This is a genomic window from Aeromonas sp. A04 (assembly GCF_047780465.1).
Lineage (GTDB): Bacteria > Pseudomonadota > Gammaproteobacteria > Enterobacterales > Aeromonadaceae > Aeromonas > Aeromonas bestiarum.
Map to the genome: position 1 here is coordinate 1 of NZ_JBLNHP010000013.1, position 26,342 is coordinate 26,342.

Genomic DNA, 26,342 nt, shown 5'->3' on the forward strand with positions numbered 1-26,342 from the left:
CGCGTTGAGGAGGCGCATATTACGCTCCTCACTTCGAAAGTCAAGCGGTTGTTTTCGCTTTTCTTTCGGCGCCGGCTTCACGAGGAAGCTGGCTCATCAGGTTGGCGTGTTCTGCCGTGCTGGTAGGGGCGCATTATAGGGAGCCGCGCCGCGATGACAAGAGGAAATCTGCGAAAAATGGCACTTTTTGCCGTTTAGCGGTTCGAATGCCTATTTATCAAACAAAAAGCCCCGCATCCGCGAGGCTCAAGCCAGCAATGGCGCGGAGTTGCTATCTTTTTGACCAGAATTCACGGGCAAAACTGCGCACCTTTTCCCAATCGGTAAACTCGAGGTCCTTGCTGGTATCCGTACTGCCACCCGTGATCTTCATGATCAGCTGAATGATGCGGGTCTGCCACCAGTTATAGCGGGAGTACTGCAGTGCGCCGGCAAACACCCCCAGCGTTTTCGGCTTCCAGGGGGATAGACGCAGGAACTTCTTCATATAGGCATTGGTCTGCGGCGTCTGCTTCTCCGGCTTGCGCGCGGTCAGGTTGACGCAGAAGAAGGCCGCATTGGCCACCTCCAGCTGTTCATGGTGCGCATGGATAAAGCTGAGCAGGCTGGGATGGAAGTTGCCGTAACGAATGGAGGCACCGATCAATACCTTCTTGAACTTGCTGAGGTTGCACATGGGCAATGTGTGCAGGTCATGCATCACCACCTCGCAGCCTGGCATTTCCTCCAGCATGACATCCACGATTTTCCGTGTTTGCCCATCCCGAGAGGAATAAAGCACCAAAATCTTGTCCATACCTACCTCAACTACGCCAGAATGCGGGGGTAAACAGTACCAGAAGCGTGAAAATTTCCAATCGACCAAACAGCATGGCGACTATCAGGATCCACTGGGCCGTCGCCGATATATTGCCAAAGTTGCTGGAGACCTCACCCAGCCCGGGCCCCACGTTGGTGAAGGCGGCTGCCACGGCCGTGAATGCGGTCACCTCGTTCAGCCCTGTCATCAGCAACAGCAGCATAAAGATGAAGAACAGGATGATGTAGGTGGCGAAGTAGCCCCACACCGCCTCGACGATCCGCTCGGGCACAGCGCGGCGCCCCAGTTTGAGGGTATAGATGGCGCGTGGGTGTACCAGTCGCTTGAGCTCGCGCATCCCCTGCAGGAACAGGATCATGAAGCGCATGACCTTGATGCCGCCCCCGGTGCTGCCGGCACAACAGCCAATAAAGGCGGAGAACATCAGCAGCATGGGCAGGAAAGAGGGCCAGTCGGCATAGCTGGTCGTGCTATACCCTGTAGTCGTACCTAGGGACACAGCCTGGAACAGACCGTGGTTGAGCGCCTCCTGCCAAGTGGCGTAGTGGCCGTGGGTCAGCAAGGCGACGAAGCAAATCAGCACCAGGGTCGCCTGGATCGCCAGAAACACCTTCAATTCGGGATCGCGCAGATAACTGCTCAAGCGGACCGGCTTGTGGGCAAACACCATGAAGTGCAGAGCGAAGTTGACGCTAGCCAGCAGCAGGAACAGCACAGTGATCAGGTTGATGGCCGGGCTGTTGAAGAAACCGATACTGGCGTCATGGGTCGAGAAGCCCCCCACCGACAGGGTGGAGAAGGAGTGGCAGATGGCATCGAACAGCGTCATGCCGGCCAGCCAGTACGCCAGAGCGCAGAGCATGGTCAGCAACAGGTAGATGAACCAGAGTGCCTTGGCCGTCTCGGCGATGCGCGGCGTCACCTTGTTGTCCTTGACCGGCCCGGGGATCTCGGCGCGGTAGAGCTGCATGCCCCCGATACCGAGCAGCGGCAGTATGGCCACCGCCAGCACTATGATCCCCATACCCCCGAGCCACTGCAGCAACTGGCGATAGAAGAGGAAGGCCTTGGGCAGATTGTCCAACCCGGTCAGCACGGTCGCCCCCGTGGTCGTCAGGCCGGAGAAGGATTCGAAGAAGGCCTCGGAAACCGTCATGCCGGGCACCTCTCCCAGCAGGAACGGCAAGGCCCCCACGCTGCCCAGCACCACCCAGAACAGCACCACGATAAGAAAACCCTCCTTGGATCTGAGGTCTTTCTTATGATGGCGGTTGGGAAACCAGAGCAGAGCACCGAGCAACAGGGCGATGAAGAAGGCATTGACAAACTCGGCACCGCCACCGTCACGGTATCCAAAAGCAACCATCGCGGGCAGCAACATGGTCGAACTGAATAGCGCGACCAGCAGGCCAACGATACGAATGATGCTCAGAATCTGCATTCCGGCTCCCTCTTCAGGCTAAAAGAGCGATGGATTCTAGCCATCTAAGGGGCGAAGGGATACCCGTCCATGGGTCCGGTCGGTCAATTCTCGGTCAACCTGGGCCCAAACAGCGGATCCCCACGCAACCCGCAGGGTGACGCGGGAGCCATAGTCGGCCTCCAGCAACTGGCCGTGATGGCTGCCGAGCAGCGCCTCCACCACCCCCATATCGGCATAGTCACAACAGATGAGAGAAGGAGTCTGCTGACGCTTGATCCGGGTCTCGAGTCGCTTGAGCGCGGCGCCCACACCACCGCCATAGGCCTTGACCAGACCGCCAGTGCCCAGCAGCACGCCGCCGTAGTAACGCACCACCACGGCGGCCACTTCACCGAGTCCTGAGCCCATCAGCTGGGCCAGCATGGGCTTGCCGGCCGTCCCCGAGGGCTCACCATCATCGCTGAAACCGTAAACCTGGCTGTCCTGCGGTGCACCGGCGACAAAGGCCCAGCAGTGATGCCGGGCCCCGGGGTGTTGCTGCCTTATCTCGTTGACCCACGCCTTGGCGGCCTCGACCGTCGGGGTGTGCGCGATCAGGGTGATGAAGCGGCTCTTCTTGATCTCTTCACTCACCGCCAGCGGCGCGGCCGGAATGGCATAGTCTGCCGTCATCAGAGTCCCGCTTGTCTGGTCAGGTTCTCCACCCCGTTGGCGTGCAACACTATGTTGTCCTCGATGCGGATGCCACCAAACGGACGCAGCGCCTCCACCTTGTTCCAGTTGACCCGCTTGCCCTGCTCGCCCTGACGCAGCGGCTCCAGCAGGCTGTCGATGAAGTAGAGGCCCGGCTCTATGGTGAACACCTGGCCCACCTCCATCACCCGGGTACAGCGCAAATAGGGGAACTGTTCGGGAGCCGCCAGGTGAGTGCCGCGCTCGTCCTGCATGAAGCCGCCCGCATCGTGCACCTGCAGGCCCAGGAAATGACCCAGACCATGGGGGAAGAAGACGTTGGTCACCCCTGTGTGGATCATCTCATCCACCGACATGTCCACCAGTTCGACCGCTTGCAGCAAGCGCGCCAGCCTGTGATGCATCTGCAGATGCAGCTCGTTGTAACGGCGACCCGGTTTGATCTCCTCGATGATCTCCTGTTGCTGCGCATCCAGCGCCGCGATCAGATCGGCAAACTCGCCACGACGCCAGGCCCAGGTACGGGTGATGTCGGAGGCATAACCGTGAAAATCCACTCCGGCATCGATGAGGAAGGAGTGGCGCTCCGCATCCGGCACCCGCAGGGCGGAGAGATGGGTGTAGTGGAGGATGGCCGCATTGCGGTTGATGGCGACGATATTGCCGTAGGGTGCCTCATTGGCCCCCTGCCCAACCGCCTTCATGTAGGCCAGATTGATCTCGAACTCGCTCGCCCCCGCCATGAAGGAGTCCTTGGCCGCAATGTGGCCGCGCACGCCGATGCGGTTTGCTTCGCGCAGGCACTCCAGCTCATAGGGCGTCTTGTAGGCGCGATGATAGTGCAGATAGTTGAGCACGGCCTCCGGGTTGGGCTGACCCAGCCCCAGCAACTCGGCGACCTCGAGATGACCGCCCAGATAGGCCCACTCCTGCTTGCCGGCAGGCAGGTGATCGGCAACCTGCTCCGGCCTCGTCAGGAAGCGGATATCGAAGAAGTCGATCCAGAAGGCATTGGGCAAATCCGCCACCTTGTGCCAGAAATCCACCGGCCGGTAGAACAGCAACACCGGCTTGTTCACACCATCCACCAGCAACCAGCAGTGGGGGTTGTCCAGCACCGGCAGCCAGGCCTTGAAGTGCGGATTCACCTTGAAGGGGTAATCCTGGTCGTCGAGGAAGATGCGGTGGGTCTGGCCGGAGTGGATGGCCAGGCCGCTGAGCCCCTGCTGTTGCAGTATGTCGCGGGTGCGCTGCTGCAAGGTATCTAGGTGCTGGGCAAAAAGTTGGCTGTAGCTGCTCATGGCGTCCTGCTCCGGGAGAAATGTGATTTCAGCATAACATCAAGCGAATCAAGGCTCGAACCGTCAAGCTATCGCTTCGTGAGGTAACGCATACGTTACAAGGCTTTTGTTATGAAACAAAAACCAACCATTAACAAATAAAAAACAATTCAATACACTGCCGGTAGATACATGCAGTCAGGGACTACTCATGCACAACCTTTGCCTGTGGCAACCGGATCAGGAACGGATTCAACAATCCAACCTCCAGCAGTTTATGGCCGAGGTCAACCGCTTCCATGGCCTGCAGCTGCACAACTATGCCCAGCTCTACCAGTGGTCGGTGGAAAAGACCACCCGCTTCTGGCCACTGGTGTGGCAACACTGCGGCGTCAAGGGCGAGCTGGGGGACATAGTGGCAGAAAACCGCCAGGATATGCAGCGCACCCGCTGGTTCCCCGACAGCCGGCTCAACTTTGCCGAAAACCTGCTGCGCCGTCAGGATGAGAGCCCGGCCATTATCTCCCGCATCGAAGGCAGCCCAAGCCACACCCTGAGCTGGCGTGAACTGGCGGATCAGGTGGCCAGGCTGGCCCAGTGGTTGCGCAGCCAGGGCATAGGCAGTGGCGACGTGGTCGCCGCCTACCTGCCCAATATCCCGGAAACCGTGGTGGCCATGCTGGCAACCACCAGCCTGGGCGCTATCTGGACCTCCACCAGCCCCGACTTTGGCGAGGCCAGCGTGGTGGAGCGCTTCGGCCAGACCCGGCCGCGGGTACTGTTTGCGGTAGACGGCTACCGCTACAACGGCAAGGCCATCGACATTCAGGACAAAGTGGCGGGCGTGGTCGGCCAGATCGACAGCATAGAGCAGATTGTGCTGATCCCGCTGCTCGGCAATCCCCTGCGGCTTGGTCACGACTGGCATCAGGTGCTGGCGAGCCAGCCCGGGGCCCAGCTCGCCTTCGAGCCCATGGGCTTCAACGATCCGCTCTACATCCTCTATTCGTCCGGCACCACTGGCAAGCCCAAGTGCATAGTGCACGGCATAGGCGGCACCCTGCTGCAACATCTGAAAGAGCACCAGCTGCACTGCGACATCAAGCCGGGGGAGCGGGTGTTCTACTTCACCACCTGCGGCTGGATGATGTGGAACTGGCTGGTGAGCGCGCTCGCCTCCGGCGCGACTCTGGTGCTCTATGACGGCTCCCCCTTCTATCCGGACGGCAATGTACTGTGGGATCTGGCTCGCGATGAGCAGGTCGCCCTGTTCGGCACCTCGGCCAAGTATCTGGATGCGCTCAACAAGCAGGGCTATGCCCCCATCAAGACCCACGAGCTGCCGCAGCTGCGGCTCATCTGCAGCACGGGCTCAGTGTTGTCGCCGGAAGGGTTCGACTACGTCTACCAGCAGATCAAAAAAGATGTACAACTCAGCTCCATCTCCGGCGGCACCGACATCTGCTCCTGCTTCGTCATCGGCAATCCCATCAGCCCCGTCTATCGCGGCGAGAGCCAGGGACGCGGCCTCGGCCTCGCGGTGCAGGTGTTCAACGAGGCGGGCCAACCGGTACAGGGCGAGAAGGGGGAGCTGGTCTGCACCAAGCCATTCCCGGCCCAGCCCATCGGCTTCTGGGGCGACGATAGCGGCGACAAATACCACGCCGCCTATTTCGAGCGGTTCGACAACATCTGGTGCCACGGCGACTGGATCGAGCAGACCGACACCGGCGGCATCCTCTTCTATGGCCGCTCCGACGCCACCCTCAATCCGGGGGGCGTGCGCATCGGCACCAGCGAGATCTATCGCTACGTGGAGCAACTCGACGAGGTGGAAGAGAGCATAGTCATAGGCCAGCAGTGGCAGCAGGACGAGCGGGTGGTGCTGTTCGTCAAGCTCAAGCCCGGCCTCAAACTGGACGAGCCGCTGCGCGAGCGCATTCGCCAGCAAGTAAGGCAGCACTGCACCGCCCGCCATGTGCCCGCCCGCATCCTGCAGGTGGATGCCATTCCCCGCACCAAATCCGGCAAGATAGTGGAGCTGGCTGTGCGGGAAGTGGTGCACAACAGACCCGTCAACAACACTCATGCCCTCGCCGATCCCGAGGTGCTGAGCCAGTATCGGGACAGGCCCGAACTGGCCAGCTGATGGCACACAAGGTTAATAAAGGCGTCATGAGACGCCTTTATTTTGGCTGTTAGTCTGAGGCGAGCTTTTACTCGAGATCTGTTAAACAAATGTTTTAAATAGGTGTTGAAATTGTCTTCTTTTGGATCAATAGTGAGCCTCGCCCCCTGCTGGGGATAAAGGAGCAACACCCCCCACCGAGTGGGAACAAGGAGACACTCTCATGATCTACCAAGGCGAAACCCTGTCGGTCAGCTACCTCGAAAACGGCATTGCCGAACTGAGGTTTGATGCCCCGGGTTCAGTCAACAAGCTGGATCGCGCTACCCTGCTCTCACTGAGCGAAGCGATCGCCGCATTAAAACAAGAACGTGAACTAAAAGGTCTGATCCTCACCTCCGGCAAAGACGCCTTTATCGTCGGCGCCGACATTACCGAATTCCTGGAACTGTTCGATCTGCCGCAAGAAGATCTGCTCGGCTGGCTGAAGAAAGCCAACGACATCTTCAGCGCCATCGAAGATCTGCCGGTGCCGACCCTCTGTGCCATCAAGGGCCACGCCCTGGGCGGCGGCTGTGAGACCATACTCTCCACCGATTTTCGTCTGGCCGACACCAGTGCCAAGATTGGCCTGCCGGAGACCAAACTCGGCATCATGCCGGGCTTTGGCGGCACGGTTCGTCTGCCGCGCCTGATCGGTGCCGACAACGCGCTGGAGTGGATTACCACAGGCAAGGATTACCGTGCCGATGACGCCCTCAAGGTGGGTGCCGTCGATGCCGTGGTCGCTCCCGAGGCACTGCACAGCGCCGCCGTGCAGATGATGAAAGACGCCATCGCGGGCAAGCTGAACTGGCAGAGCCGCCGCGCCGCCAAGAAGGCCCCGCTGCGTCTCTCCAAGCTGGAAGCCATGATGAGCTTCAGCACCGCTGCCGGCATGGTTGCCGCCGTGGCGGGCAAACACTATCCGGCCCCCATGACGGCGGTGAAAACCGTCGAAGCCGCCGCCGGCATGAGCCGTGACGAAGCCTTGGTGGTCGAGGCACAGGGCTTTATCAAGCTGGCCAAGACAGACGTGGCCAAGGCGCTGGTCGGTATCTTCCTCAACGATCAGCACATCAAGGCGCTGGCCAAGAAGGCCGCCAAGCAGGCAGCCAAGGCCACAAGCCACGCCGCCGTGCTGGGTGCCGGCATCATGGGGGGCGGCATCGCCTACCAGTCTGCCAGCAAGGGCATTCCGGCTGTGATGAAGGACATCAACGAGAAGGCGCTGGCGCTCGGCATGGGTGAAGCCACCAAGCTGCTCAACGGTCAGCTCGAGCGAGGCCGCATCGATGGTATCAAGATGGGCCAGGTGCTCTCCGCCATCACCCCGACCCTGAGCTATGACAGCGTCAAGCACGTGGATCTGGTGGTCGAAGCCGTGGTCGAGAACCCCAAGGTGAAGGCCGCCGTGCTGGGCGAAGTGGAAGGCATTATCGGTGACGACGCCGTCCTCGCCAGCAACACCTCCACCATCCCCATCTCCCTGCTGGCCAAGGGGCTGAAGCGTCCGCAGAACTTCTGCGGCATGCACTTCTTCAACCCGGTGCACCGCATGCCGCTGGTGGAGATCATCCGCGGCGAGCAGACCTCCGATGAAACCATCAACCGCGTGGTGGCCTACGCCGCCGCCATGGGCAAGTCGCCGGTGGTGGTCAACGACTGCCCGGGCTTCTTCGTCAACCGCGTGCTGTTCCCCTACTTCTTCGGCTTCAACAAGCTGGTCGCCGATGGCGCCGACTTCGCCGCCGTCGACAAGGTGATGGAGAAAGAGTTCGGCTGGCCCATGGGCCCGGCCTACCTGCTGGACGTGGTCGGCATCGACACAGGTCACCATGCCGGTGACGTCATGGCGCAGGGCTTCCCGGCGCGCATGAGCAAGGAAGGTCGCACCGCCATCGATGTGATGTACGACGCCAGCCGCTTTGGTCAGAAGAATGGCAAGGGCTTCTACGCCTACGAGCAGGACAAGAAGGGCAAGCCGAAGAAGGTGGCCGATGTGGCCGCTTACGAGCTGCTGGCCCCCATTGCCAAGCCGAAACAGGATTTCGACAAGGAAGCCATCATAGCCCGCATGATGATCCCCATGATCAACGAGGTGGTGCTCTGTCTGGAAGAGGCCATAGTCGCCACGCCGGCCGAGGCCGACATAGCGCTGGTCTATGGTCTGGGCTTCCCTCCCTTCCGTGGTGGCGTGTTCCGCTATCTGGACACCATAGGTCTGGATCGTTACGTGGCCATGGCCGACCAGTATGCCGATCTGGGCCCGCTCTACCGCGTCAGCGACAAGCTGCGTGAGATGGCCGCCCAGGGCAAAACCTTCTACTGATTGCGGAAAGGAGATCCATTCATGAAAGACGTAGTCATTGTCGACTGTATCCGGACCCCCATGGGCCGGTCCAAGGGCGGCGCCTTCCGCAACGTGCGTGCAGAAGATCTGTCCGCGCACCTGATGAGCTCCATCCTGCTGCGCAACCCCAATCTAGACCCTAACGAGATCGAAGACATCTACTGGGGCTGCGTCCAGCAGACTCTGGAACAGGGCTTCAACATAGCCCGCAACGCCGCCCTGCTGGCCGGCATTCCCAAGCAGGTGGGGGCGGTCACCGTCAACCGCCTGTGCGGATCCAGCATGCAGGCGCTGCACGATGCCTCCCGCGCCATCCAGGTGGGTGATGGGGACATCTTCATCATCGGCGGCGTCGAGCACATGGGCCATGTGCCCATGAGCCACGGCGTCGACTTCCACCCCGGCATGGCCAAGTCGGTGGCCAAGGCCTCCGGCATGATGGGGCTGACCGCCGAGATGCTGGGCAAGCTGCACGGCATCAGCCGTCAGCAGCAGGACGAGTTTGCCGCCCGCTCCCACCGCCGCGCCTATGCCGCGACCGTGGAAGGACGCTTCGCCAGAGAGATCGTCGGGCTGGAAGGGCATGACGCCAGCGGCGCCCGCTTCTTCTACGACTACGACGAGGTGATCCGCCCGGAGACCACGGTCGAAACCCTGAGCCAGCTGCGCCCAGTGTTCGACCCGGTCAACGGTACAGTCACCGCCGGTACCTCCTCGGCCCTGTCCGACGGCGCCTCCGCCATGCTGGTAATGAGCGCGGATCGGGCCAAGGCGCTGGGGCTGACCCCGCGCGTCAGGGTGCGCTCCATGGCCGTGGCCGGTTGCGATGCCGCCATCATGGGTTACGGCCCTGTGCCCGCCACCCAGAAGGCGCTCAAGCGTGCCGGTCTGACCATAGGCGACATAGATCTGGTCGAGCTGAACGAGGCGTTCGCCGCCCAGTCCCTGCCCTGCGTCAAGGACCTGGGACTGCTGGACGTGGCGGAGGATAAGGTCAACCTGAACGGCGGCGCCATCGCGCTGGGCCACCCGCTGGGCTGCTCCGGCTCCCGCATCTCCACCACCCTGATCCACCTGATGGAGGAGAAGGACGCTACTCTGGGTCTGGCCACCATGTGCATAGGTCTGGGCCAGGGCATAGCCACCGTGTTCGAACGGGTGTGATGTCAACGGCTCGCCCTCCCTTCGACAGCGAGGGCGAGCCAGAATTGTCTCTTTTGGGGTCGGCCTTGCCGGCCCGTCATCGAGTCTGTGGAGATCGCCACACGGGGTGATCGCCTGTCGTCGGAATCTGCGTGTTGGCCGCCCCGTTTGGGTCGGCCTTTTTTATTTACGGGACGCGATATGGGAGGATATTGCCCATAACCTCACATTAGATGGGGGGCTTGCTTGCTTTTTGCTCCCCCGACAGGTTCAATCTGCACAAAAAAATGGGTGGATGCACATACATATGTCAACGAGCAAACAACTGCTGATCGTCGACGACGACCAAGAGATCCGCGAGCTGCTCAATGAATACCTGACCAGGGCGGGTTTCCAGGTATTGACGGCGGCGGAAGGAAACGAGATGCGCCAGCAGCTCGCCCTGCACAGCCCTGACCTGATTATTCTCGATATCATGATGCCAGGCGACGACGGTTTTACCCTCTGCCAGCAGATCCGTCGCGACTCCCAGGTGCCCATCATAATGCTGACCGCCGCCTCCGATGAAGCGGACCGGGTGATCGGCCTCGAACTCGGTGCCGACGACTACATCGCCAAGCCATTCAGCCCGCGCGAACTGCAGGCCCGCATCAAGGCGCTGCTGCGCCGCGCCGAATTCCGCCAGCCGGAAAAAGAGAAGGAACCGAGCCGCCGGCTGCGTTTTGCCGAGTGGACCCTGGACACCCTGAGCCACCAGCTGACCCACGAGGATGGCAGCCTGCTGGATCTCTCCGGCAGCGATGCCCTGCTGCTCGGCATGTTCCTGCAACAACCCGGCGTGGTGCTGGACAGAGACACCATCTCGGACGCGACCCGCGGCCGCGAGAGCCTGCCGATGGAGCGCGGCATAGACGTGCAGATCAGCCGTCTGCGCCAGAAGCTGGGTGACAACGGCAAGAGCCCGCGCATCATCAAGACCATTCGCGGCAGCGGCTACATGCTGATTGCCGAGGTGCACGAGATCCCATGAAGGGTAAAAAGGTAGCGATGGCATGCTGATCGACAAGAGGCACGAGACCCCATGAGAACGAGGTGGTTCTGGCGGGCGCTGGTACCCCGCTCCCTGTTGTCGCGGATGCTGCTGCTGTTGCTGCTCGCCATCCTGCTCTCCCAGACCATACTCACCGGCATCTGGATGCAGCAGATCCAGAAGCGGGAGCTGGAAGGCATGCTCAGCACCACCCGCAACCTGGCGCTGTCGGCCGCCTCCACCGTCAACTTCTTCAAGTCCCTTCCGCTGCAGTACCGCCACATAGCGCTGGACCAGCTGCGCAACATGGGCGGCAGCCGCTTCTTCGTCTCGCTGAACGAGGAGGAGATCCACATCAGCGCCATCCCGGAGAGTGAGCGCAAGACGCTGGTGCTGAAAGAGGTGCAGGGCGTGCTGACCCGCAAGCTCTCCGATGCCATGGCCATCAAGGTGGACTTCTCGCGCCCGGAAGAGCTGCACGTCTTCAACAACGACACCCTGCTGGCGGACCTGCCCTCCTCCTGGGCCCGCTATACCCTGTCGCTGGAGCCGCTCAATCCGCCGGTGCTGGTGACCCAGATAGAGATAGAACCCGGTGAGTGGCTCTATCTGGCGGCCCTGCTGCCCGCCCCCTACATGACGCTCGACGATACCGTCATGCCGAGCAACCAGGTGCGTTTCATCGCCCTGATGACTGTCTTCCTCTGCTTCTTCACCTTCCTGCTGGTGCGCTGGCAGACCCGGCCGCTGCGCCGGCTCGCCAAGGCGGCGGTCAATCTCGGCAAGGACATAGACCAGCCCTCGCTCAAAGAGGAAGGGGCGTCGGAAATCGTGGCGGCCACCCGCGCCTTCAACATCATGCAGCACCGCATCCGCCGTTATATCGATGACAGGGAGCGGCTGTTCAGCTCCATCTCCCACGATCTCAAGACCCCCATCACCCGGCTGCGGCTGCGGGTCGAGCTGCTCGATGACGAGGTGCAGATCGGCAAGTTCAACAAGGATCTGGACGAGCTGGAGCTGATGGTCAAAGGGGCGCTGCAGACGGTGAAAGACACCGACATCCACGAGAACATAGAGCAGCTGGACATAGACGCCATGCTGGAGCAGATGGCCGAGTCCATGAACCTGCATGACGAGCGGCTGACCATAGAGGGCCACTGCAAGCAGCTCTACCGTGGCAAGCCGCTGGCCCTCAAACGCTGCATCGGCAACCTGGTGGACAACGGCATCAAGTACGGCCAGAAGGTGCGCATCATCATCATGGACGACGAGGAGATGCTGATCCTCTTCATCATGGATGAGGGCCCGGGCCTGCCGGACGATCAGTTCGAGCGCATCTTCGAGCCCTACTACCGGCTCAGCACGGATCTGGCCGGTACCGGCCTTGGCCTGGGCATAGCCCGCAACATAGCCCACGCCCACGGTGGCGATCTGGTGCTGGAAAATCGCCCGCAGGGCGGCCTGCAGGCCACCCTCTCCCTACCAAGGCAGTAACCTTATGAAGTTGTTCCCGTTTGCCATTGTCGCCCTGCTCTCCCTGCCTGTAGGCGCCTCCCAGGTGGAGGTGCTGCACTGGTGGACCTCCGGCGGTGAGGCCAAAGCGGTGGAGGTACTCAAGTCCGAGTGGACCGAGCAGGGCAACCAGTGGAACGATTTCGCGGTGCAGGGCGGCGGCGGCAAGAGCGCCATGACGGTACTCAAGAGCCGGGCGCTGGCGGCCAACCCGCCGGAGGCGGCGCACCTCAAGGGCTATGAGCTGAGGGAGTGGGCCGGGCTCGGCTTCCTGCGCGATCTCACTCCCATGGCCGAACACCTGGGCTGGTATCCACAGCTGCCCGCCATGGTGCGGGAGACCCTCAGCCAGAATGGCGCCCTGATGGCGGTGCCCACCGGCATCCACCGCGTCAACTGGCTGTGGCTCAACCGCAAGCTGTTCGACAAGCTGGGGCTGACCCCGCCCACCGACTGGAACCAGTTCGTGGCCGTGGCCGAACGGCTCAAGGCGCAGAACATCACACCGCTCGCCATCGGCAACGAGCCCTGGCAGCTGGCGGTGTTGTTCGAAACGGTGGCGCTCGGCGAAGGAGGCAAGGAGTTCTATCGCAAGGCCTTCGTCGAACTGGACGGCGCCACCCTGACCGGTCCCGACATGGTACGGGTGCTGACCCGCTTCCAGCAGTTGCGCGCCTATGTGCCCAAGAGCTTCATCGGCTTGAAGTGGCACCAGGCCACCAACCAGCTGGAGACGGGCGAGGCCGCCATGCAGCTGATGGGGGACTGGGTGAAGGGGGAGCTGAGCGTCAGCAACTACAGGCCCGGTGAAGACATAGAGTGCCTGCCCAGCCCGGGCAGCGAAGGGCTGTTCAGCTACAACCTGGACTCCATCGCCATGTTCAAGCAGCGGGATCCCGCCCAGTTGCAGGCACAAGGCGAGCTGGCCCAGTTGCTGATGACGCCGCGCTTCCAGCAGGAGTTCAACCGGGTGAAGGGCTCGATCCCCGCCCTCACCAAACCGGACATGAGCAAGTTCGATCGCTGCGCCCTGCGCTCCTACCAGGATTTCCTGCTGGCGGAGCGCGAGGGCAACCTGCTGCCCAGCATGGCGGAAGGGATGGCGACGCCCACCAACATGCGCCAGGCGATCATGGATGTGCTGAGCAACTTCTTCAACGACCCCAGGGCCAACCCGGAGCAGACGGCGCTGCATCTGGAACGGGCCATGCGCTCGACCCGCTAGCCCTTTCCCGACGGCCAGAAACGACAAAGGCGGATGATGCATCCGCCTTTGTCATCGTGGGAGAAATCCGGGAGCTAAGTGTTGTCGTTCTCGTCCTCATCTTCGTCGTAGTAATCGCTGAGCTCGATCCAGAGCCCCAGTCCGATCATCACCATGGAACCGAACCAGGTGCCTGTGTTACCGATCGGGCTGCCCATCACTATCATGGCGAAAGCCAAGAACCCCATGCCTGCGTAGGCTTGCAATCTGCCGTAGGAGACCTGCATATTCACACCTCCTTGTTGAATATGGTTCAATTTTTATATTACTCACAAGACGGGGACTAGATAGGGCCAGATAACACTTTGGTTACATATGCTGCTTCCAGCCCCAGTAGTTTGATTATTTTTTCGCCGTGAGTATCATTGGCAGCTGAATTGGTTGAAGGTTGATTATTGATGAGTGCTTTATTCTGCGATGCAACCCATGAGTTGGACGCAATCGGGCTTCGTTATCCCGAACCCGTGACGATAGCGCGCAAGAAAGTGCGGCTGAAGGTTGATTATTAATGACTACTTTATTCTGCAATGCGACTCACGAACTGGACTCAATCGGGCTTCGTTGCCCGGAACCCGTGACGATTGCGCGCAAGAAGGCGCGGCTGAAGGTTGATTATTCATGAGTACTTTATTCTGCGATGCGACTCACGAGTTGGATGCAATCGGGCTTCGTTGCCCGGAACCCGTGATGATGGTGCGTAAAAAAGTGCGGCTGATGGCCCAGGGCGAGACCCTGCTGGTCAGCGCCGACGATCCCTCAACCACCCGCGATATCCCCAGCTTCTGCCGCTTCATGGATCACACCCTGATCGCCAGCGAGACAGAGCAGGCCCCCTACCGCTATCTGATCCGCAAGGGTCAATAAGCCCAGTTTCGGAGCAAACATGACAACCATTACCCGAGTCGGCACCACCCAGCGTTGGTCAGACGTGGTCATTCACAACGGCACCCTCTATGTGGTGGAAGTCCCCGTCAGCGAAGAGGCCGACATTCACCAGCAGACCCGCGAAGTGCTGACCAGCCTGCAGCGCCTGCTGGAAGCCAACGGCTCCGGGGTCGACAAGATCCTGATGGCCAACATCTATCTCAAGGACATTGCGGACATAGCCGCCTTCAACGAGCTGTGGGATGCCTGGATCCCGGCGGGTACGGCGCCTGTCCGGGCCTGCGTACAGGCTCGCCTGGCCCACGAAGGCTACAAGGTGGAAATCCAGCTGACTGCGGCTGTCTAAGCCGAGCGGGATGCCTGGCTCCCCTCACGCCAGCACGGCGCCCGTCCGGGCCTGCGTGCAGGCTCGCCTGGCCCACGAAGGCTACAAGGTGGAAATCCAGCTGACTGCGGCCGTCTAAGAGGCTGTTTTCCCCCTCATCCCCAGCCCTTCTCCCGCAAGGGGAGAAGGGTGCAAAGAACAAGGCGCCATTGCTCGCAACGGCTCCAATAAAAAAGGCCCCGCCATCACTGGCGGGGCCTTTTTGTTACCACAAACCGGACGACTTAGGCAGTCGGGGTCAGGGTAATGGTCACGCGGCGGTTCTGGGCCTTGCCGGCGGTGGTGCTGTTGCTGGCAACCGGCTGATCCGGGCCCACACCGCTAGTAGCGATGCGGCTGCCGGTCACGCCCTGACCGATCAGCTGGGCGGCAACGGCATCGGCACGCTGGGCGGAGAGCTTCATGTTCAGATCGCGAGAGCCTGTGCTGTCGGTGTGGCCGACCACATTCAGGCGGGTCTTGTCGAACTCGGCAACCACCATGGCCACGCCGGACAGGGTGTTGGCACCGGCCGCTTTCAGCTGGGCGCTGGAGCTGTCGAAGGTGACGTTGTTCGGCATGTTGAGGATCAGCTCGTCACCATTGCGGGTCACGCTGACACCGGTGCCCTGCAGCTTCTCGCGCAGCTTGGCTTCCTGCACGTCCATGTAGTAACCGATACCGCCACCCAGGGCGGCACCGGCGGCCACGCCAGTCAGGATCCCCTTCTTGCGATCACCCTTGCTGGAGGAGAGCGCGCCCACGGCGGCGCCCGTCGCGGCGCCGGCCAGCGCCCCCCAGGCACCCTTGGAGGTCTGGGATTCACCGGTATAGGGATTGGTAGTACAGCCGGTCAGGGCAATGGTCAGTGCCAGAGCTGGCACCAGGATCTTGGCTCGCATGAAAAAACCTCTATGAATACAGTCCGGCACCATGCCGGGGGCCGGATTGTAACGCGCCACCACGCCATTGTCTGACGCAGGTCTGAACGGTTGGCGAGAGTGAGCGATTTTTGCGCACCAGCGGCGCTTGGCGGGCCAAATTCGGCTACAAATGCAGCCGAATTCGTCGCGAGGAGGAGGATAACCGACAGCCCCAGGCAATTCGGTGTGACCGATGGCCCTTGGCAGGCATCTGGCACGGGCGATAAGCAGCCTCAGGCGGGCTGCTGACACTCGCCGTGGCAGGGGCAGGTCACCAGATGATCGTTCACCATGCCCACCGCCTGCATGAAGGCGTAGCAGATGGTGCTGCCGACGAACGTAAAACCCAGCTTCTTGAGCGCCTTGGCCATGGCATCCGATTCTGGCGAGGTGGCGGGAATATCGCCGTTGCCCTGCCGTTGATTGACGATGGGGGCGCCGCCGACGAAGCCCCAGAGATAATCCGCGAAGTCGATGCCCTGTGCCTCCAGCGCCAGATAGGCGCGAGCGTTTTTGATGATCGACTGCACCTTGAGGCGGTTGCGGATGATGCCTTTGTCCTGCATCAGCCGCTCCACATCCTGTTCGTCAAACCGGACGATGAGGTTGGGATCGAAGTCGGCATAGGCGCGGTAATAGCTGTCGGTGCGCTTCAAGATGGTGATCCAGGAGAGCCCCGCCTGCTGGCCATCGAGGCAGAGCTTGGCAAACAGCTCGCGCGGGTCACGCACCGGCCGCCCCCACTGCTTGTCATGGTATTCGATATATTCCGGGTCCTTGGTCACCCAGGCGCAGCGCAGTTCCATTTCTTGTCTCCTGTTATTTTTCTCTGCCCGACTCTCTGTCCGACAAGGGGATTTCATCGGCCACATGATGGGGCGTCCATCCCGGGCCAACCAGGCCCGGCGCAGCCCCGCCCCATGAATCCCCTACAATTTCGCCTATTATCCGACCATGCCAGACGGTATACTCCTTCGGTTCACATTCAGCAAATCTTGCTCTGATTTCACTTCGCGCGAAAAACACTATGCAAAAATTCGATGTCAAAACCTTTCAGGGCCTGATCCTGCAGCTGCAGGACTATTGGTCCCGCCAGGGCTGTACCATCATTCAGCCGCTGGATATGGAAGTGGGTGCCGGTACCTCCCACCCCATGACCTGCCTGCGCGCCCTGGGCCCGGAGCCCATCGCCTGCGCCTACGTGCAACCGTCCCGCCGTCCGACCGACGGCCGCTACGGTGAGAACCCGAACCGCCTGCAGCACTATTACCAGTTCCAGGTGATCATCAAGCCGTCCCCCGACAACATCCAGGAACTCTACCTCGGCTCTTTGAAAGAACTGGGCATGGATCCCGAGATCCACGACATCCGTTTCGTGGAAGACAACTGGGAAAACCCGACTCTGGGTGCCTGGGGTCTGGGCTGGGAAGTCTGGCTCAACGGCATGGAAGTGACTCAGTTCACCTACTTCCAGCAGGTTGGCGGCCTCGAGTGCAAGCCGGTCACCGGCGAGATCACCTATGGTCTCGAGCGTCTGGCCATGTACATCCAGGGCGTGGACAGCGTCTACGATCTGGTATGGTCCGATGGCCCCCTGGGCAAGACCACCTACGGCGATGTGTTCCACCAGAACGAGGTGGAGCAGTCCACCTACAACTTCGAACACGCCGACGTGGACTTCCTGTTCCACTGCTTCGAGCAGTACGAGAAGGAAGCCCAGCACCTGCTGGCACTGGAAACACCGCTGCCGCTGCCCGCTTACGAGCGCATCCTCAAGGCCGCCCACTCCTTCAACCTGCTGGATGCCCGCAAGGCCATCTCGGTCACCGAGCGTCAGCGCTACATACTGCGCATTCGCACCCTGACCAAGGCCGTGGCCGAGGCTTACTACGCCTCCCGCGAAGCGCTGGGCTTCCCCATGTGCAAGCGCACTGAGAACAAGCAAGGTTAAGGAACGGACATGGCACAACATACATTTCTGGTAGAGATCGGCACAGCTGAGCTGCCGCCAAAAGCCCTGCGCTCCCTGGCCGAAGCCTTTGCCGACAACTTCAAAGCCGAGCTGACCAAGGCCGATCTGGCCTTCGGCGACGTCGAGTGGTTTGCCTCCCCGCGCCGCCTGGCGCTGAAGGTACACGCGCTGGCCAGCGAGCAGCCGAGCAAGAGCGTCGAGAAGCGCGGCCCGGCCGTCTCCCAGGCGTTCGATGCTGATGGCAAGCCGACCAAGGCCGCCGAAGGCTGGGCCCGTGGCAACGGCATCACAGTCGAACAGGCCGAGCGTCTGGTCACCGACAAGGGCGAGTGGCTGGTTCACACCGCCAAGGTTGAAGGTCGTCCGGCGCGCGAGCTGCTGGGTGAACTGGTTGCCTCCGCACTGGCCAAGCTGCCCATCCCCAAGATGATGCGCTGGGGCGACAAGACCATCCAGTTCGTGCGTCCGGTGTTCACAGTGACCCTGCTGCTGGACGGCGATCTCGTGCCTGCCACCATCCTGGGGATCGACTCCGCCCGCACCATCCGCGGTCACCGCTTTATGGGCGAAAGTGAATTCACCATCGACAACGCCGGCCAGTACCCGCAGATCCTGCTGGAGCGCGGCATGGTTGTGGCCGACTTTATGGCCCGCAAGGCCAAGATCAAGGCTGACGTCGAAGCGGCCGCTGCCGCCTTCGGTGGCGTCGCCGATCTGGACGACGCCCTGCTGGAAGAAGTCACCGCCCTGGTCGAATGGCCCGTGGTGCTGACCGCCAACTTCGAAGAGAAGTTCCTGGCCGTACCGGCCGAGGCGCTGGTGCACACCATGAAGGGTGACCAGAAGTACTTCCCGGTCTACGACAAGAACGGCAAGCTGCTGCCGAAGTTCATCTTCGTCACCAACATCGAGTCAAAAGACCCGAGCCAGATCATCAGCGGCAACGAGAAGGTGGTTCGCCCCCGTCTGTCTGACGCCGAGTTCTTCTTCAAGACCGATCTGAAGCAGAGCCTGGCCTCCCGCCTGCCGCGCCTCGAAACCGTGCTGTTCCAGCAGCAGCTCGGCACCGTCAAGGCCAAGGTCGAGCGTATCGAGACCGTCGCCGGCTTCATCGCCGAGCGCATCGGCGCCAACGTGGCTCAGGCCAAGCGTGCCGGCCTGCTCTCCAAGTGTGATCTCATGACCAACATGGTCGGCGAGTTCGCCAGCACCCAGGGTGTCATGGGGATGCACTACGCCCGTCACGATGGCGAAGACGAAGTGGTGGCCGTGGCCCTGAACGAGCAGTACATGCCGCGCTTCGCCGGTGATGCCCTGCCGTCCGCTCTGGAAGCCTGCGCCGTGGCGCTGGCGGACAAGCTCGACACCCTGGCCGGCATCTTCGGCATCGGCATGCTGCCCAAAGGCGACAAGGATCCCTTCGCCCTGCGCCGCGCCGCCATCGGTGCCCTGCGCATCATGACCGAGAAGCAGCTGGACCTGGATCTGGTTGAACTGGTTGAAGAAGCGGTTCGCGTCTACGGCGACAAGCTGACCAACAAGACCGTCGTCACCGACGTGGTCGACTTTATGCTGGGCCGCTTCCGCGCCGCCTATCAGGACGAAGGCATAGGTGCCGATGTGGTGCTGGCTGTGCTGGCCCGCCGCCCGACCCGTCCGCTGGACTTCGATCGTCGCGTCAAGGCCGTCAGCCACTTCCGCAGTCTGGATGCCGCCCTGGCCCTGGCCGCCGCCAACAAGCGCGTGAGCAACATCCTGGCCAAGGTGGAAGGCGAGTTGCCGACCACCGTCAAGCCGGAGCTGTTGCAGGACGCCGCCGAGCAGGCGCTGGCCACTCAGGTTGCAGCACTGCAATCCGAGCTGGCCCCGCTGTTCGCCGCCGGTGACTACCAGGCCGCCCTCACCCGTCTGGCCGCCCTGCGCGAGCCGGTCGACACCTTCTTCAACGAGGTGATGGTGATGGCAGATGACGAGGCCCTCAAGGCCAACCGTCTGGCGCTGCTGAACAACCTGCGCAACCTGTTCCTGCAAGTGGCGGATATCTCCCTGCTGCAGTGATTGGAGTTTGTTAGCAAGCTCTCAAAATGGCGCCGAAAGGCGCCGTTTTTATTAAAAATGGATTAATCTATAACCTTCGTTTGCGCACGATAGGTAACACTAATATGTTTTTTCATGTGGATGAATCAGGTAATACAGGCAATCAACTTTTTGATAAAAATCAGCCTATATTAACTTATGGCGTTCTATCCAGTACATTGAACGTAGATGCATTAGGGAAGCAGTGGTTCAAGAATATAACAAAGAAGCTAGACATTGATTGTCTTCACGCAAATCATCTCGGAGTCAATAAACTAACTGAGATCTCACGAGAGCTTTATCTATTACAGGATAAATTCAAGTTTTCATTTGATTATTATTTTATTGAAAAAAGAGCCCTAGCTGTTGTTTGTCTTTTTGACGCTATATTTGATGCGGGTATCAACCCTGCTGTTAGATGGGATACATATTGGACTCCTATGCGCTATCTTATAATACTTAAGTTAGCTGCTATTTTAGACGATGACATTTTAAAGAAAACATGGGTGCTATGTACATGTAAATACATAGAAAATAAAGAAGCTGAGATCATTCAGACCTTAGAAGAAATAAGCTCTATTACAAACACATCATTCTTGGATGCTCGCTCAAAAGAAATAATAATTAATGCGCTTGGATTCGCAATAAAAAACCCTCTAGCAATGGACTTTGGTCAACCTGATGAAAAAGTGATATCACCAAATGCAGTTGGATTTCAATTCGTTGCCTCAAGTATTTCTAGACGACTAAAATTAAAAAACAGAAAAAAAGCTCTATCAATAATAGTTGATATGCAAACACAGTTTAATAAAGCACAAATTGAGACATATCGAAATGCTAGTTTAATATCTGATGGAATGAAAAGAGCAACACAGGAAGACAGAAACAAATATCTTAACCATCCATTATTTGCATCAATAGAAAAAGGAGACTTGATAAATAAAAACATAATCAACAGTAACCTTGAAATATCTAGAAGCCAAGAGTCTATTGGCCTACAGATTGTTGATATATATCTCTGGATAACCAATAGGATTTTGCTAAAGAAAGAACTGTCAGCTGAATTACATGTTATAGGCTCATTGGTTTTAAAAAATTCTTTTGTAGATGGAATATCCTTCTCTGGTATGGAAAAGCGATTTAAAAGATTTGAATCGATACTTCCAAACATAGGAGATATAACAAAGGAACAAACAGACATGGCCAACAAACTTATGGCTTCACACCGTTCAACGCTAAACGATTTGGGACTGTAGGCCGTAGCACCTAGGTTCGCTTCGCAGGTAGGCTTAATCAGATATCGATTCTCCCGCTATAACGGCCACCAGCATTTCTCCATCAGCTGGCCAACCCTGACTCATGGCCACAGCCGCAATCAAAACATCTCGATCGTCCGATGACGCCGCGCTAATCGAACCTACAGATTCTTGCCAACGCGGCGACAATCTTTTCCACGCTCTGGGTTACCGACAGGGTGGCGCTATCCAGTATCAAGCGCTCCCTGTCCCAAGGTTCATAGTCACGGTCGAGCACAGCCTGCCAGTCCGGCAATGCAAATCCCACAATATCGGCCGTCCGGCTCTCGACCCGTTCACGGTGCACACTCGGGTTGGAGCAGATCACCTCTATATCGAGACAGGGCACCCCGGCCGAGAGGGCGATATCGTGGTAAGCATCCCGGGTGAGCTGTATGGGGTTAACGGAATCCGTGATGACGGTCGAGCCAAGTGCCAGGTTTTCTCTGGCCAGCTCATAGGCAACGAAATACCCGGCGGGCCCCATCTCTTTGTTTGTCTGGTCGGCGTCACGAATGGCCTGCTCTATGGTATCAATGCGCAGATAGACGGCCCCCAACCGCTTGGCCAAGGCTCGCGCAATCGTGCTCTTTCCACTGCCCGGCAAGCCACCGAAGATAATCAGCATCATGTCTCCCCTGTGATGAAAAAGCTTGCCGGTATTTTCCCCGCGATGGAGGCCCTGAGTCCAGCGCGGGTGTGCCGGCAGCCCACCAACAGGCTCGCCCGATCACCACAACCCCATGCAGGCACAGGTTGCGTGGCACCCCACAGAGTGAACTTTGCCGCGTTCGGGTATGGGCATGGGAAGCTGCCGCTGCTAGGGTATGACCATCAATTAATCGACGACCGAGGCGTTATGCAACGCAAGACCCTGGCCCTGTTGCTGGCCACCCATCTGCTGGTAGGGGCGGCCGGCTTTGCCGCCGGCATCTATGCCCTGCCGATCCTGATAGCGCCTGCCGCACCGAGCAGTGAACAGGTGGCGGCCAGCCAGCAGCAGGCCAGTTTCAGCGGCACCTTTCGCCGGGATCTGAAAGAGAGCGACCGGCTGCACTGGGGCGAAGGCCAGGTGAGCATAGGGCCAGATGCCATCAGCCTGATGGGCAAGCTGGCGCCGGGACCCGATTACCAGCTCTATCTGTCGCCGGAATTTGTCGAAACCGAGGCGGACTTTGCCCGCCTGAAGCCACAAATGGTGCGGGTCGGGCCGGTGAAAACCTTCAACAACTTTATCGTGCCGCTCCCCGCCAATATCGATCCCGCCCGCTACGACAGCGTGATCGTCTGGTGCGAAACCTTCGGCCAATTCATCACGGCCGCCCGCTATCGGCAGTAGATGCCATGCCCGCTTCCCGCCGTCATGAGCCAGCAGATCAAAGAGGAGGTTTCTTCTCCCGCGACAGTCCAATACAAAAGGCGCCAACGGGCGCCTTTTGATGATCGGCAGCGGCGAGCCGCACCGACCCCATTGCACGGAACGCCTTACTCCACCGGCGCCATCAGGTGCTGGTAGGGGGTGCCAGACCACATGATATAGGGTATCGAGGTGTCAGGAGCGGCACCTTTCGGGTACTGATCGTAGAAGGCGTCATCCGCCCCGACAACCATCACGTGGGGCCCGGTCTGCAACCAGTGATTGCTGGTGGTGGGCTGGGTGGCGTAAGGATCTGTGTTGCTGGCATCGGTGCCACCCTTGAGCATGTACATAAAGCCGATCTTGCCCTTGGGCGGGGTCTGATGGCCGATCCAGGCGTGAGCCCAGGCCATCGCCGCCGCATCCATGCACATGGGGTCCGGCCCCGGCGTGGCCGGGTTGTCGGGCATGCAGGTAAAACCGTTGCTGCCTTCCCGCAGGGTACGCATCTTGCCATCGGCGCCCATGGCGACAATGGTGGCGCCGGCACCGACCCTGGTGGGGGCCGCCGCCATGGCGCTGGTGATCATCGCCTCGTCCGTCATAGCCGCAGCGCCGGCCATCTCTTCGGCCTGCACCAGGCCGGCCAGGGTGATGGCCGCGAGTGCTCCAAGGGTGGACATGTGCTTGCACATAACGTCTGTCTCCCGGTTGATTGGATAGATCACGCGCGGCCTGACTACCATGGCGGCCGTGCTGCCGGGCAGCAGCTGTCTGGTGGGGGACGGAGTGATCGGAAGGTGGCGCCATGGGGTCGCAGCCCGGGGGCGTGCGGTGGGCCGCCGACGTCATCTGTCTGACTATAGTCCCTCCAGCTCCCTGCGCCGGATGGCGCAAAAAACAAGGCGCCACCCGGGCGCCTTGTCATAGGGTGAGGACAAAAAACTAGCCCATGTAGACCGGCAGCAGTCCCGCCATGTTGAGCAGATGGAAGAGGGCTGTCAGCACACCGAACAGCAAGACGCCCACTATCATCGGCATGCCGCCCGGCGCGCGGAAGCCGTCGCCTTTGCCGCCTTGCTCGCCCTTGCCGGCGCGCACCTTCCAGGCCAGCAGCGCGGGTATGATGCAGGTCCACAGGGTGGCCACGGCGCCCGCGTAGCCGATGGCCATCAGGAAGCCGAACGGGAACAGCAGGGAGAGCAGCAGCGGCGGCAGGAAGGTGGCCGCCCACGACTTGGCGCGGCCGCCACGGCCGTTGTCGAACTTGAACAGATCCGCCAGATAGTCGAACACCCCCAGACCCACACCGATAAAGGAGGAGAGGATGGCGGCCATGGAGAATAGGTTGAGGGCGCTGGAGACGGCCTCCGACTCTATCACCGAGGCCAGCGCCTTGAGCAGCACGTCGACGTTGCCGCCCTGGGCCACCACGGGCCCGAACTCGCTGCGCGGCAGGTTGCCGAACACGCTCACCAGCCAGATGAGGTAGAACAGCAGTGCTATGGCGGTGCCGCCGAGGATGGCGTAACGGGCGCGACGCTCTTCACCGTAGTAGGCGCGCATGGACGACACCGAATGGTGATAGCCGAACGAGGTGAGCGCCACCGGCAGCATGGCTAGGGCATAGGGGGCATAGCTGGCGTGCTGGCTCAGGGTATCGAACAGCAGGGTCGGCTTGATGTTGAGCGACAGGCCCGAGATGCCGAACACGAAGCTCAGCCCCATGGCGATGACCAGCACCACTGAGATGCGATCCACCGCCCGGGTCGAGTGCCACACCAGGCCGGAGAAGCCCAAGGTAAACAGGATGGATCCCCAGTGGCTGCCGATACCGGTCATGCCATCTATAATGAGGCCGGCCGAGGTGATATAGGCGTAGAGCAGTATGCCGCCGACAAAGTAGACGGTGAGGTTGTTGAGGACGTTGACCTTGTCCCCCAGCAGTTCACGGGTGACGGTATCGAACGACACGCGCAGCGGGTAGCCCTGATAGGACTCCAGCAGCATCCAGCCGGACACCGTCATCACCACCATGGTCAGGGTGATGGCCAGCACCGACCAGATGGTCCAGGCACCCGCCCCGGCACTCGGCAAGCCCAGCATGCCGGCCCCTACACAGACGCCGGCAATGATGCATGCCCCGCCCACCAAAGATGGTTTCTGTCCCATTTACTTCTCCAAAGACGATTGTGGATCTGGTCGCGACCGCGGACCGTTGCATTTGCTACGCCGGTTGTCATGGTAGATCGCGCTCATCTATGTGCCGGCGCCCAGTGCTTGTTGCTTCGAAAGCGAAGCAAGGTGGTTAAGGCGGGCTGCCGGCCCGACACGGCAGCAGGGCCGCCATGTCGGGCAGGGACTTTACCCTGCTACCCCTCAGGTATCAAATGCGGGTGCATCTTCAGAGCGCCCGGCGGCCCCTCAACAGACAGCCTGCAACTGGCGCATCGGCACTCAATGAGCCAGTTGCGGCAACAGCTGCAGCAGCTGGGCGCGATCCGCCAGCGGCGTCTGGCTGACCCAGATACCCAGCAGGCCGTAGGAGAGCAGCGGCAATATCAACAACAGCAGGCAGAGCAAACCCAGCAGCCAGCGGGGCTCAAGCCTGCGTGCCTTGCTGCCAAGGTGCAGCGCATCGGCCCGCTTGGGGCAGGCGGTGATGCAGCTCATACAACTGGTGCACTCCAGGCTCTGCACCGCGATCAGCTGGTGCACCTGGATGCGGGACGGACAGGCCCGGCTGCACTTGTCGCAGTCATGGCCAGCACTTCGCAGGCAGCGGGCCGGGTCACGGCGAATGCGCAGCGGTGTCAGCAGGCCGAGTAAAGACAGCCAGGCGCCGTAGGGGCAGAGGTAGCGGCAGAAGCCCTGGCGGAAGGTGGCGGTGAGCAGCAGCACCCAGCCGAGGCAGAGGCCCGAGATCAGGGTCAGGTTGAAGAAGAAGGCCCCCATCTTCATGTCCGCCGCCTGATGGTAGGGGCTGGTGAAGTAGCCGGGCAGAGCGGCGCCTGGCACCGCGATCAGCACGATAAACAGCAGGAAAGCGAGCACCAGGAATTTCTGGGAACGCAACACGACATCGAGCCAGCGCGGCGGCGTCCACTCCCCCACTATCCATCGGCTGCGCAGGCCGTGCAGCCACTCGCCCACCAGCCCGAGCGGGCAGAACCAGGCGCAGAAGGCCCGCCCCAGCAGCAGGGCCGACAGGCAGAGCGCCAGTACTGTGATGGTGGCCGCCGGATGATGGGGATCCACTATGCCCTGACTGAGCCAGGCCCGCAGCCCGAGCCCACCGGCGATGGGCAGGAAGCCGTCCACCACGTCCGGACGCACCAGCCAGGGGGATATCCCCTGCCCCAGCTGCCAGATATGGATGCCGTACTGCAGCGCCACCAGCCCCCAGCAGAACAGCAGCAGCCGGCGTGTGCGTGCCCGTAGCCACTGGCTGTCGAGCGCCTCGAGGGCGGGCAGCGGCCGCCGCTGGCGCCACAGGGCGAGGGGGACGACCACCAGCCCCAGCGCGAACCAGAGCAGGCTGTCCGCCGCCACCAGCCAGATCAGGCCCAGCAGGCCGAGGACAAGACGCCACTGCCAACCAGTGCGCGCCTGCCAACCCAACAGGGCCAGATAGACCAGGCCAGCCACCATGGTCATCGCTTCAATCAGGCTCATGCATCTCCCTCATAGCACTCATTCGGATAAGGGGGCAGGATAACGAACATCTGAATTGATTATTTTGATCTGCATGGGCAGAGGGGGACATTCGCGCCCAATGCCCC

The 26,342-nt window shown here is 60.5% G+C and carries 24 protein-coding genes; 13 read left to right on the forward strand and 11 right to left on the reverse strand.

Annotation, left to right across the window (positions count from 1 at the left end; genetic code table 11):
- Positions 1 to 271: 271 nt before the first annotated feature.
- The 4 genes from hemG to pepQ are packed head-to-tail and all read right to left on the reverse strand — an operon-like array spanning position 272 to position 4,237.
- Positions 272 to 796 (reverse strand): menaquinone-dependent protoporphyrinogen IX dehydrogenase, encoded by a 525-nt coding sequence (gene hemG, locus ACM3N8_RS21265; protein WP_043135870.1) that lies wholly within the window; start codon positions 794 to 796, stop codon positions 272 to 274.
- 7 nt (positions 797 to 803) lie between these two features.
- Positions 804 to 2,261 (reverse strand): TrkH family potassium uptake protein, encoded by a 1,458-nt coding sequence (locus ACM3N8_RS21270; RefSeq protein WP_043135869.1) that lies wholly within the window; start codon positions 2,259 to 2,261, stop codon positions 804 to 806.
- 36 nt (positions 2,262 to 2,297) lie between these two features.
- Positions 2,298 to 2,915, reverse strand: coding sequence for a YigZ family protein (locus ACM3N8_RS21275; protein WP_290019721.1), 618 nt, complete (start codon positions 2,913 to 2,915; stop codon positions 2,298 to 2,300).
- Positions 2,915 to 4,237, reverse strand: a complete 1,323-nt coding sequence (gene pepQ, locus ACM3N8_RS21280; protein WP_416016571.1) for a Xaa-Pro dipeptidase — start codon at positions 4,235 to 4,237, stop codon at positions 2,915 to 2,917. Before pepQ ends, ACM3N8_RS21275 begins: the two co-directional genes overlap by 1 nt.
- Positions 4,238 to 4,427: 190 nt before the next feature.
- Here pepQ and ACM3N8_RS21285 point away from each other — a divergent pair, with 190 nt between their 5' ends.
- The 6 genes from ACM3N8_RS21285 (at position 4,428) to ACM3N8_RS21310 (ending at position 13,649) form a co-directional block, all read left to right on the forward strand.
- Positions 4,428 to 6,365 (forward strand): acetoacetate--CoA ligase, encoded by a 1,938-nt coding sequence (locus tag ACM3N8_RS21285; RefSeq protein WP_416016572.1) that lies wholly within the window; start codon positions 4,428 to 4,430, stop codon positions 6,363 to 6,365.
- A gap of 202 nt (positions 6,366 to 6,567) precedes the next feature.
- On the forward strand, positions 6,568 to 8,715 hold the full coding sequence (gene fadB / locus ACM3N8_RS21290; RefSeq protein ID WP_416016573.1) for a fatty acid oxidation complex subunit alpha FadB: 2,148 nt from the start codon (positions 6,568 to 6,570) through the stop codon (positions 8,713 to 8,715).
- A gap of 21 nt (positions 8,716 to 8,736) precedes the next feature.
- Complete coding sequence (fadA, locus tag ACM3N8_RS21295; RefSeq protein ID WP_416016574.1) at positions 8,737 to 9,900, forward strand: acetyl-CoA C-acyltransferase FadA; 1,164 nt, start codon at positions 8,737 to 8,739, stop codon at positions 9,898 to 9,900.
- A 286-nt stretch (positions 9,901 to 10,186) separates the two neighbouring features.
- Positions 10,187 to 10,909 carry a response regulator gene (locus ACM3N8_RS21300; RefSeq protein WP_042867409.1) on the forward strand — a complete coding sequence of 241 codons (723 nt, stop codon included), beginning with the start codon at positions 10,187 to 10,189 and terminating at the stop codon, positions 10,907 to 10,909.
- A 51-nt stretch (positions 10,910 to 10,960) separates the two neighbouring features.
- Positions 10,961 to 12,406, forward strand: coding sequence for an ATP-binding protein (locus ACM3N8_RS21305; protein WP_042867408.1), 1,446 nt, complete (start codon positions 10,961 to 10,963; stop codon positions 12,404 to 12,406).
- Between the two features lie 4 nt (positions 12,407 to 12,410).
- On the forward strand, positions 12,411 to 13,649 hold the full coding sequence (locus ACM3N8_RS21310; protein WP_098981351.1) for an ABC transporter substrate-binding protein: 1,239 nt from the start codon (positions 12,411 to 12,413) through the stop codon (positions 13,647 to 13,649).
- 74 nt (positions 13,650 to 13,723) lie between these two features.
- Here ACM3N8_RS21310 and ACM3N8_RS21315 read toward each other — a convergent pair whose 3' ends face one another.
- A complete protein-coding gene (locus ACM3N8_RS21315; protein ID WP_042036104.1) occupies positions 13,724 to 13,915 on the reverse strand; it encodes a hypothetical protein in 192 nt (63 codons plus the stop codon).
- A gap of 391 nt (positions 13,916 to 14,306) precedes the next feature.
- On the opposite strand from ACM3N8_RS21315, the gene tusA reads away from it, so the two are divergent.
- The 3 genes from tusA to ACM3N8_RS21330 are packed head-to-tail and all read left to right on the forward strand — an operon-like array spanning position 14,307 to position 15,037.
- The gene (tusA, locus tag ACM3N8_RS21320; protein WP_103472982.1) at positions 14,307 to 14,552 is read left to right on the forward strand and encodes a sulfurtransferase TusA; all 246 of its coding nucleotides are present in this window, start codon (positions 14,307 to 14,309) and stop codon (positions 14,550 to 14,552) included.
- 19 nt (positions 14,553 to 14,571) lie between these two features.
- Positions 14,572 to 14,919, forward strand: coding sequence for a RidA family protein (locus ACM3N8_RS21325; protein WP_043135848.1), 348 nt, complete (start codon positions 14,572 to 14,574; stop codon positions 14,917 to 14,919).
- A 10-nt stretch (positions 14,920 to 14,929) separates the two neighbouring features.
- Positions 14,930 to 15,037: an endoribonuclease L-PSP gene (locus ACM3N8_RS21330; protein WP_098981349.1), complete on the forward strand. Its 108-nt coding sequence runs from the start codon at positions 14,930 to 14,932 to the stop codon at positions 15,035 to 15,037.
- Between the two features lie 145 nt (positions 15,038 to 15,182).
- Here the strand turns inward: ACM3N8_RS21330 and ACM3N8_RS21335 are convergent, their stop codons facing one another.
- Together ACM3N8_RS21335 and ACM3N8_RS21340 are read right to left on the reverse strand one after the other, a co-directional pair.
- On the reverse strand, positions 15,183 to 15,839 hold the full coding sequence (locus ACM3N8_RS21335; RefSeq protein WP_043135845.1) for an OmpA family lipoprotein: 657 nt from the start codon (positions 15,837 to 15,839) through the stop codon (positions 15,183 to 15,185).
- Between the two features lie 254 nt (positions 15,840 to 16,093).
- Positions 16,094 to 16,666, reverse strand: coding sequence for a DNA-3-methyladenine glycosylase I (locus tag ACM3N8_RS21340; protein WP_416016575.1), 573 nt, complete (start codon positions 16,664 to 16,666; stop codon positions 16,094 to 16,096).
- 221 nt (positions 16,667 to 16,887) lie between these two features.
- Here ACM3N8_RS21340 and glyQ point away from each other — a divergent pair, with 221 nt between their 5' ends.
- From glyQ to ACM3N8_RS21355, 3 genes are read left to right on the forward strand one after another with little or no spacing between them, the layout of a single operon-like run.
- On the forward strand, positions 16,888 to 17,811 hold the full coding sequence (gene glyQ / locus ACM3N8_RS21345; RefSeq protein WP_005320598.1) for a glycine--tRNA ligase subunit alpha: 924 nt from the start codon (positions 16,888 to 16,890) through the stop codon (positions 17,809 to 17,811).
- Between the two features lie 9 nt (positions 17,812 to 17,820).
- A complete protein-coding gene (gene glyS, locus ACM3N8_RS21350; RefSeq protein ID WP_290019715.1) occupies positions 17,821 to 19,890 on the forward strand; it encodes a glycine--tRNA ligase subunit beta in 2,070 nt (689 codons plus the stop codon).
- Between the two features lie 26 nt (positions 19,891 to 19,916).
- Complete coding sequence (locus tag ACM3N8_RS21355; protein ID WP_290019714.1) at positions 19,917 to 21,164, forward strand: DUF3800 domain-containing protein; 1,248 nt, start codon at positions 19,917 to 19,919, stop codon at positions 21,162 to 21,164.
- Positions 21,165 to 21,315: 151 nt separating this feature from the next.
- Here ACM3N8_RS21355 and ACM3N8_RS21360 read toward each other — a convergent pair whose 3' ends face one another.
- Positions 21,316 to 21,912, reverse strand: coding sequence for an AAA family ATPase (locus ACM3N8_RS21360; RefSeq protein ID WP_416016578.1), 597 nt, complete (start codon positions 21,910 to 21,912; stop codon positions 21,316 to 21,318).
- A 150-nt stretch (positions 21,913 to 22,062) separates the two neighbouring features.
- Between ACM3N8_RS21360 and ACM3N8_RS21365 the strand changes: the two genes are divergently transcribed.
- On the forward strand, positions 22,063 to 22,542 hold the full coding sequence (locus ACM3N8_RS21365) for a DM13 domain-containing protein (RefSeq protein ID WP_290019712.1): 480 nt from the start codon (positions 22,063 to 22,065) through the stop codon (positions 22,540 to 22,542).
- Positions 22,543 to 22,688: 146 nt separating this feature from the next.
- On the opposite strand, the gene ACM3N8_RS21370 is transcribed toward ACM3N8_RS21365, so the two are convergent.
- The 3 genes from ACM3N8_RS21370 to ACM3N8_RS21380 form a co-directional block, all read right to left on the reverse strand.
- Positions 22,689 to 23,243 carry a hypothetical protein gene (locus tag ACM3N8_RS21370; protein WP_043135890.1) on the reverse strand — a complete coding sequence of 185 codons (555 nt, stop codon included), beginning with the start codon at positions 23,241 to 23,243 and terminating at the stop codon, positions 22,689 to 22,691.
- Positions 23,244 to 23,505: 262 nt separating this feature from the next.
- Positions 23,506 to 24,732, reverse strand: a complete 1,227-nt coding sequence (locus ACM3N8_RS21375) for an aromatic amino acid transporter (RefSeq protein WP_103472976.1) — start codon at positions 24,730 to 24,732, stop codon at positions 23,506 to 23,508.
- A 285-nt stretch (positions 24,733 to 25,017) separates the two neighbouring features.
- The gene (locus ACM3N8_RS21380) at positions 25,018 to 26,235 is read right to left on the reverse strand and encodes a 4Fe-4S binding protein (RefSeq protein ID WP_290019711.1); all 1,218 of its coding nucleotides are present in this window, start codon (positions 26,233 to 26,235) and stop codon (positions 25,018 to 25,020) included.
- Between the last annotated feature and the right edge of the window lie 107 nt (positions 26,236 to 26,342).

Excerpts from the sequence above, each read along its gene's own strand:
- ACM3N8_RS21375 (WP_103472976.1), bottom strand. The coding sequence starts at position 24,732 with ATGGGACAGAAACCATCTTTGGTGGGCGGGGCATGCATCATTGCCGGC.
- glyQ (WP_005320598.1), top strand. The coding sequence starts at position 16,888 with ATGCAAAAATTCGATGTCAAAACCTTTCAGGGCCTGATCCTGCAGCTG.
- ACM3N8_RS21270 (WP_043135869.1), bottom strand. The coding sequence starts at position 2,261 with ATGCAGATTCTGAGCATCATTCGTATCGTTGGCCTGCTGGTCGCGCTA.
- ACM3N8_RS21330 (WP_098981349.1), top strand. The coding sequence starts at position 14,930 with ATGCCTGGCTCCCCTCACGCCAGCACGGCGCCCGTCCGGGCCTGCGTG.
- ACM3N8_RS21335 (WP_043135845.1), bottom strand. The coding sequence starts at position 15,839 with ATGCGAGCCAAGATCCTGGTGCCAGCTCTGGCACTGACCATTGCCCTG.
- ACM3N8_RS21275 (WP_290019721.1), bottom strand. The coding sequence starts at position 2,915 with ATGACGGCAGACTATGCCATTCCGGCCGCGCCGCTGGCGGTGAGTGAA.
- pepQ (WP_416016571.1), bottom strand. The coding sequence starts at position 4,237 with ATGAGCAGCTACAGCCAACTTTTTGCCCAGCACCTAGATACCTTGCAG.
- ACM3N8_RS21365 (WP_290019712.1), top strand. The coding sequence starts at position 22,063 with ATGCAACGCAAGACCCTGGCCCTGTTGCTGGCCACCCATCTGCTGGTA.
- ACM3N8_RS21310 (WP_098981351.1), top strand. The coding sequence starts at position 12,411 with ATGAAGTTGTTCCCGTTTGCCATTGTCGCCCTGCTCTCCCTGCCTGTA.
- tusA (WP_103472982.1), top strand. The coding sequence starts at position 14,307 with ATGAGTACTTTATTCTGCGATGCGACTCACGAGTTGGATGCAATCGGG.
- ACM3N8_RS21380 (WP_290019711.1), bottom strand. The coding sequence starts at position 26,235 with ATGAGCCTGATTGAAGCGATGACCATGGTGGCTGGCCTGGTCTATCTG.
- ACM3N8_RS21300 (WP_042867409.1), top strand. The coding sequence starts at position 10,187 with ATGTCAACGAGCAAACAACTGCTGATCGTCGACGACGACCAAGAGATC.
- ACM3N8_RS21285 (WP_416016572.1), top strand. The coding sequence starts at position 4,428 with ATGCACAACCTTTGCCTGTGGCAACCGGATCAGGAACGGATTCAACAA.
- fadB (WP_416016573.1), top strand. The coding sequence starts at position 6,568 with ATGATCTACCAAGGCGAAACCCTGTCGGTCAGCTACCTCGAAAACGGC.
- ACM3N8_RS21370 (WP_043135890.1), bottom strand. The coding sequence starts at position 23,243 with ATGTCCACCCTTGGAGCACTCGCGGCCATCACCCTGGCCGGCCTGGTG.
- ACM3N8_RS21315 (WP_042036104.1), bottom strand. The coding sequence starts at position 13,915 with ATGCAGGTCTCCTACGGCAGATTGCAAGCCTACGCAGGCATGGGGTTC.
- ACM3N8_RS21305 (WP_042867408.1), top strand. The coding sequence starts at position 10,961 with ATGAGAACGAGGTGGTTCTGGCGGGCGCTGGTACCCCGCTCCCTGTTG.
- ACM3N8_RS21340 (WP_416016575.1), bottom strand. The coding sequence starts at position 16,666 with ATGGAACTGCGCTGCGCCTGGGTGACCAAGGACCCGGAATATATCGAA.
- ACM3N8_RS21325 (WP_043135848.1), top strand. The coding sequence starts at position 14,572 with ATGACAACCATTACCCGAGTCGGCACCACCCAGCGTTGGTCAGACGTG.
- glyS (WP_290019715.1), top strand. The coding sequence starts at position 17,821 with ATGGCACAACATACATTTCTGGTAGAGATCGGCACAGCTGAGCTGCCG.
- hemG (WP_043135870.1), bottom strand. The coding sequence starts at position 796 with ATGGACAAGATTTTGGTGCTTTATTCCTCTCGGGATGGGCAAACACGG.
- ACM3N8_RS21355 (WP_290019714.1), top strand. The coding sequence starts at position 19,917 with ATGGCGCCGAAAGGCGCCGTTTTTATTAAAAATGGATTAATCTATAAC.
- fadA (WP_416016574.1), top strand. The coding sequence starts at position 8,737 with ATGAAAGACGTAGTCATTGTCGACTGTATCCGGACCCCCATGGGCCGG.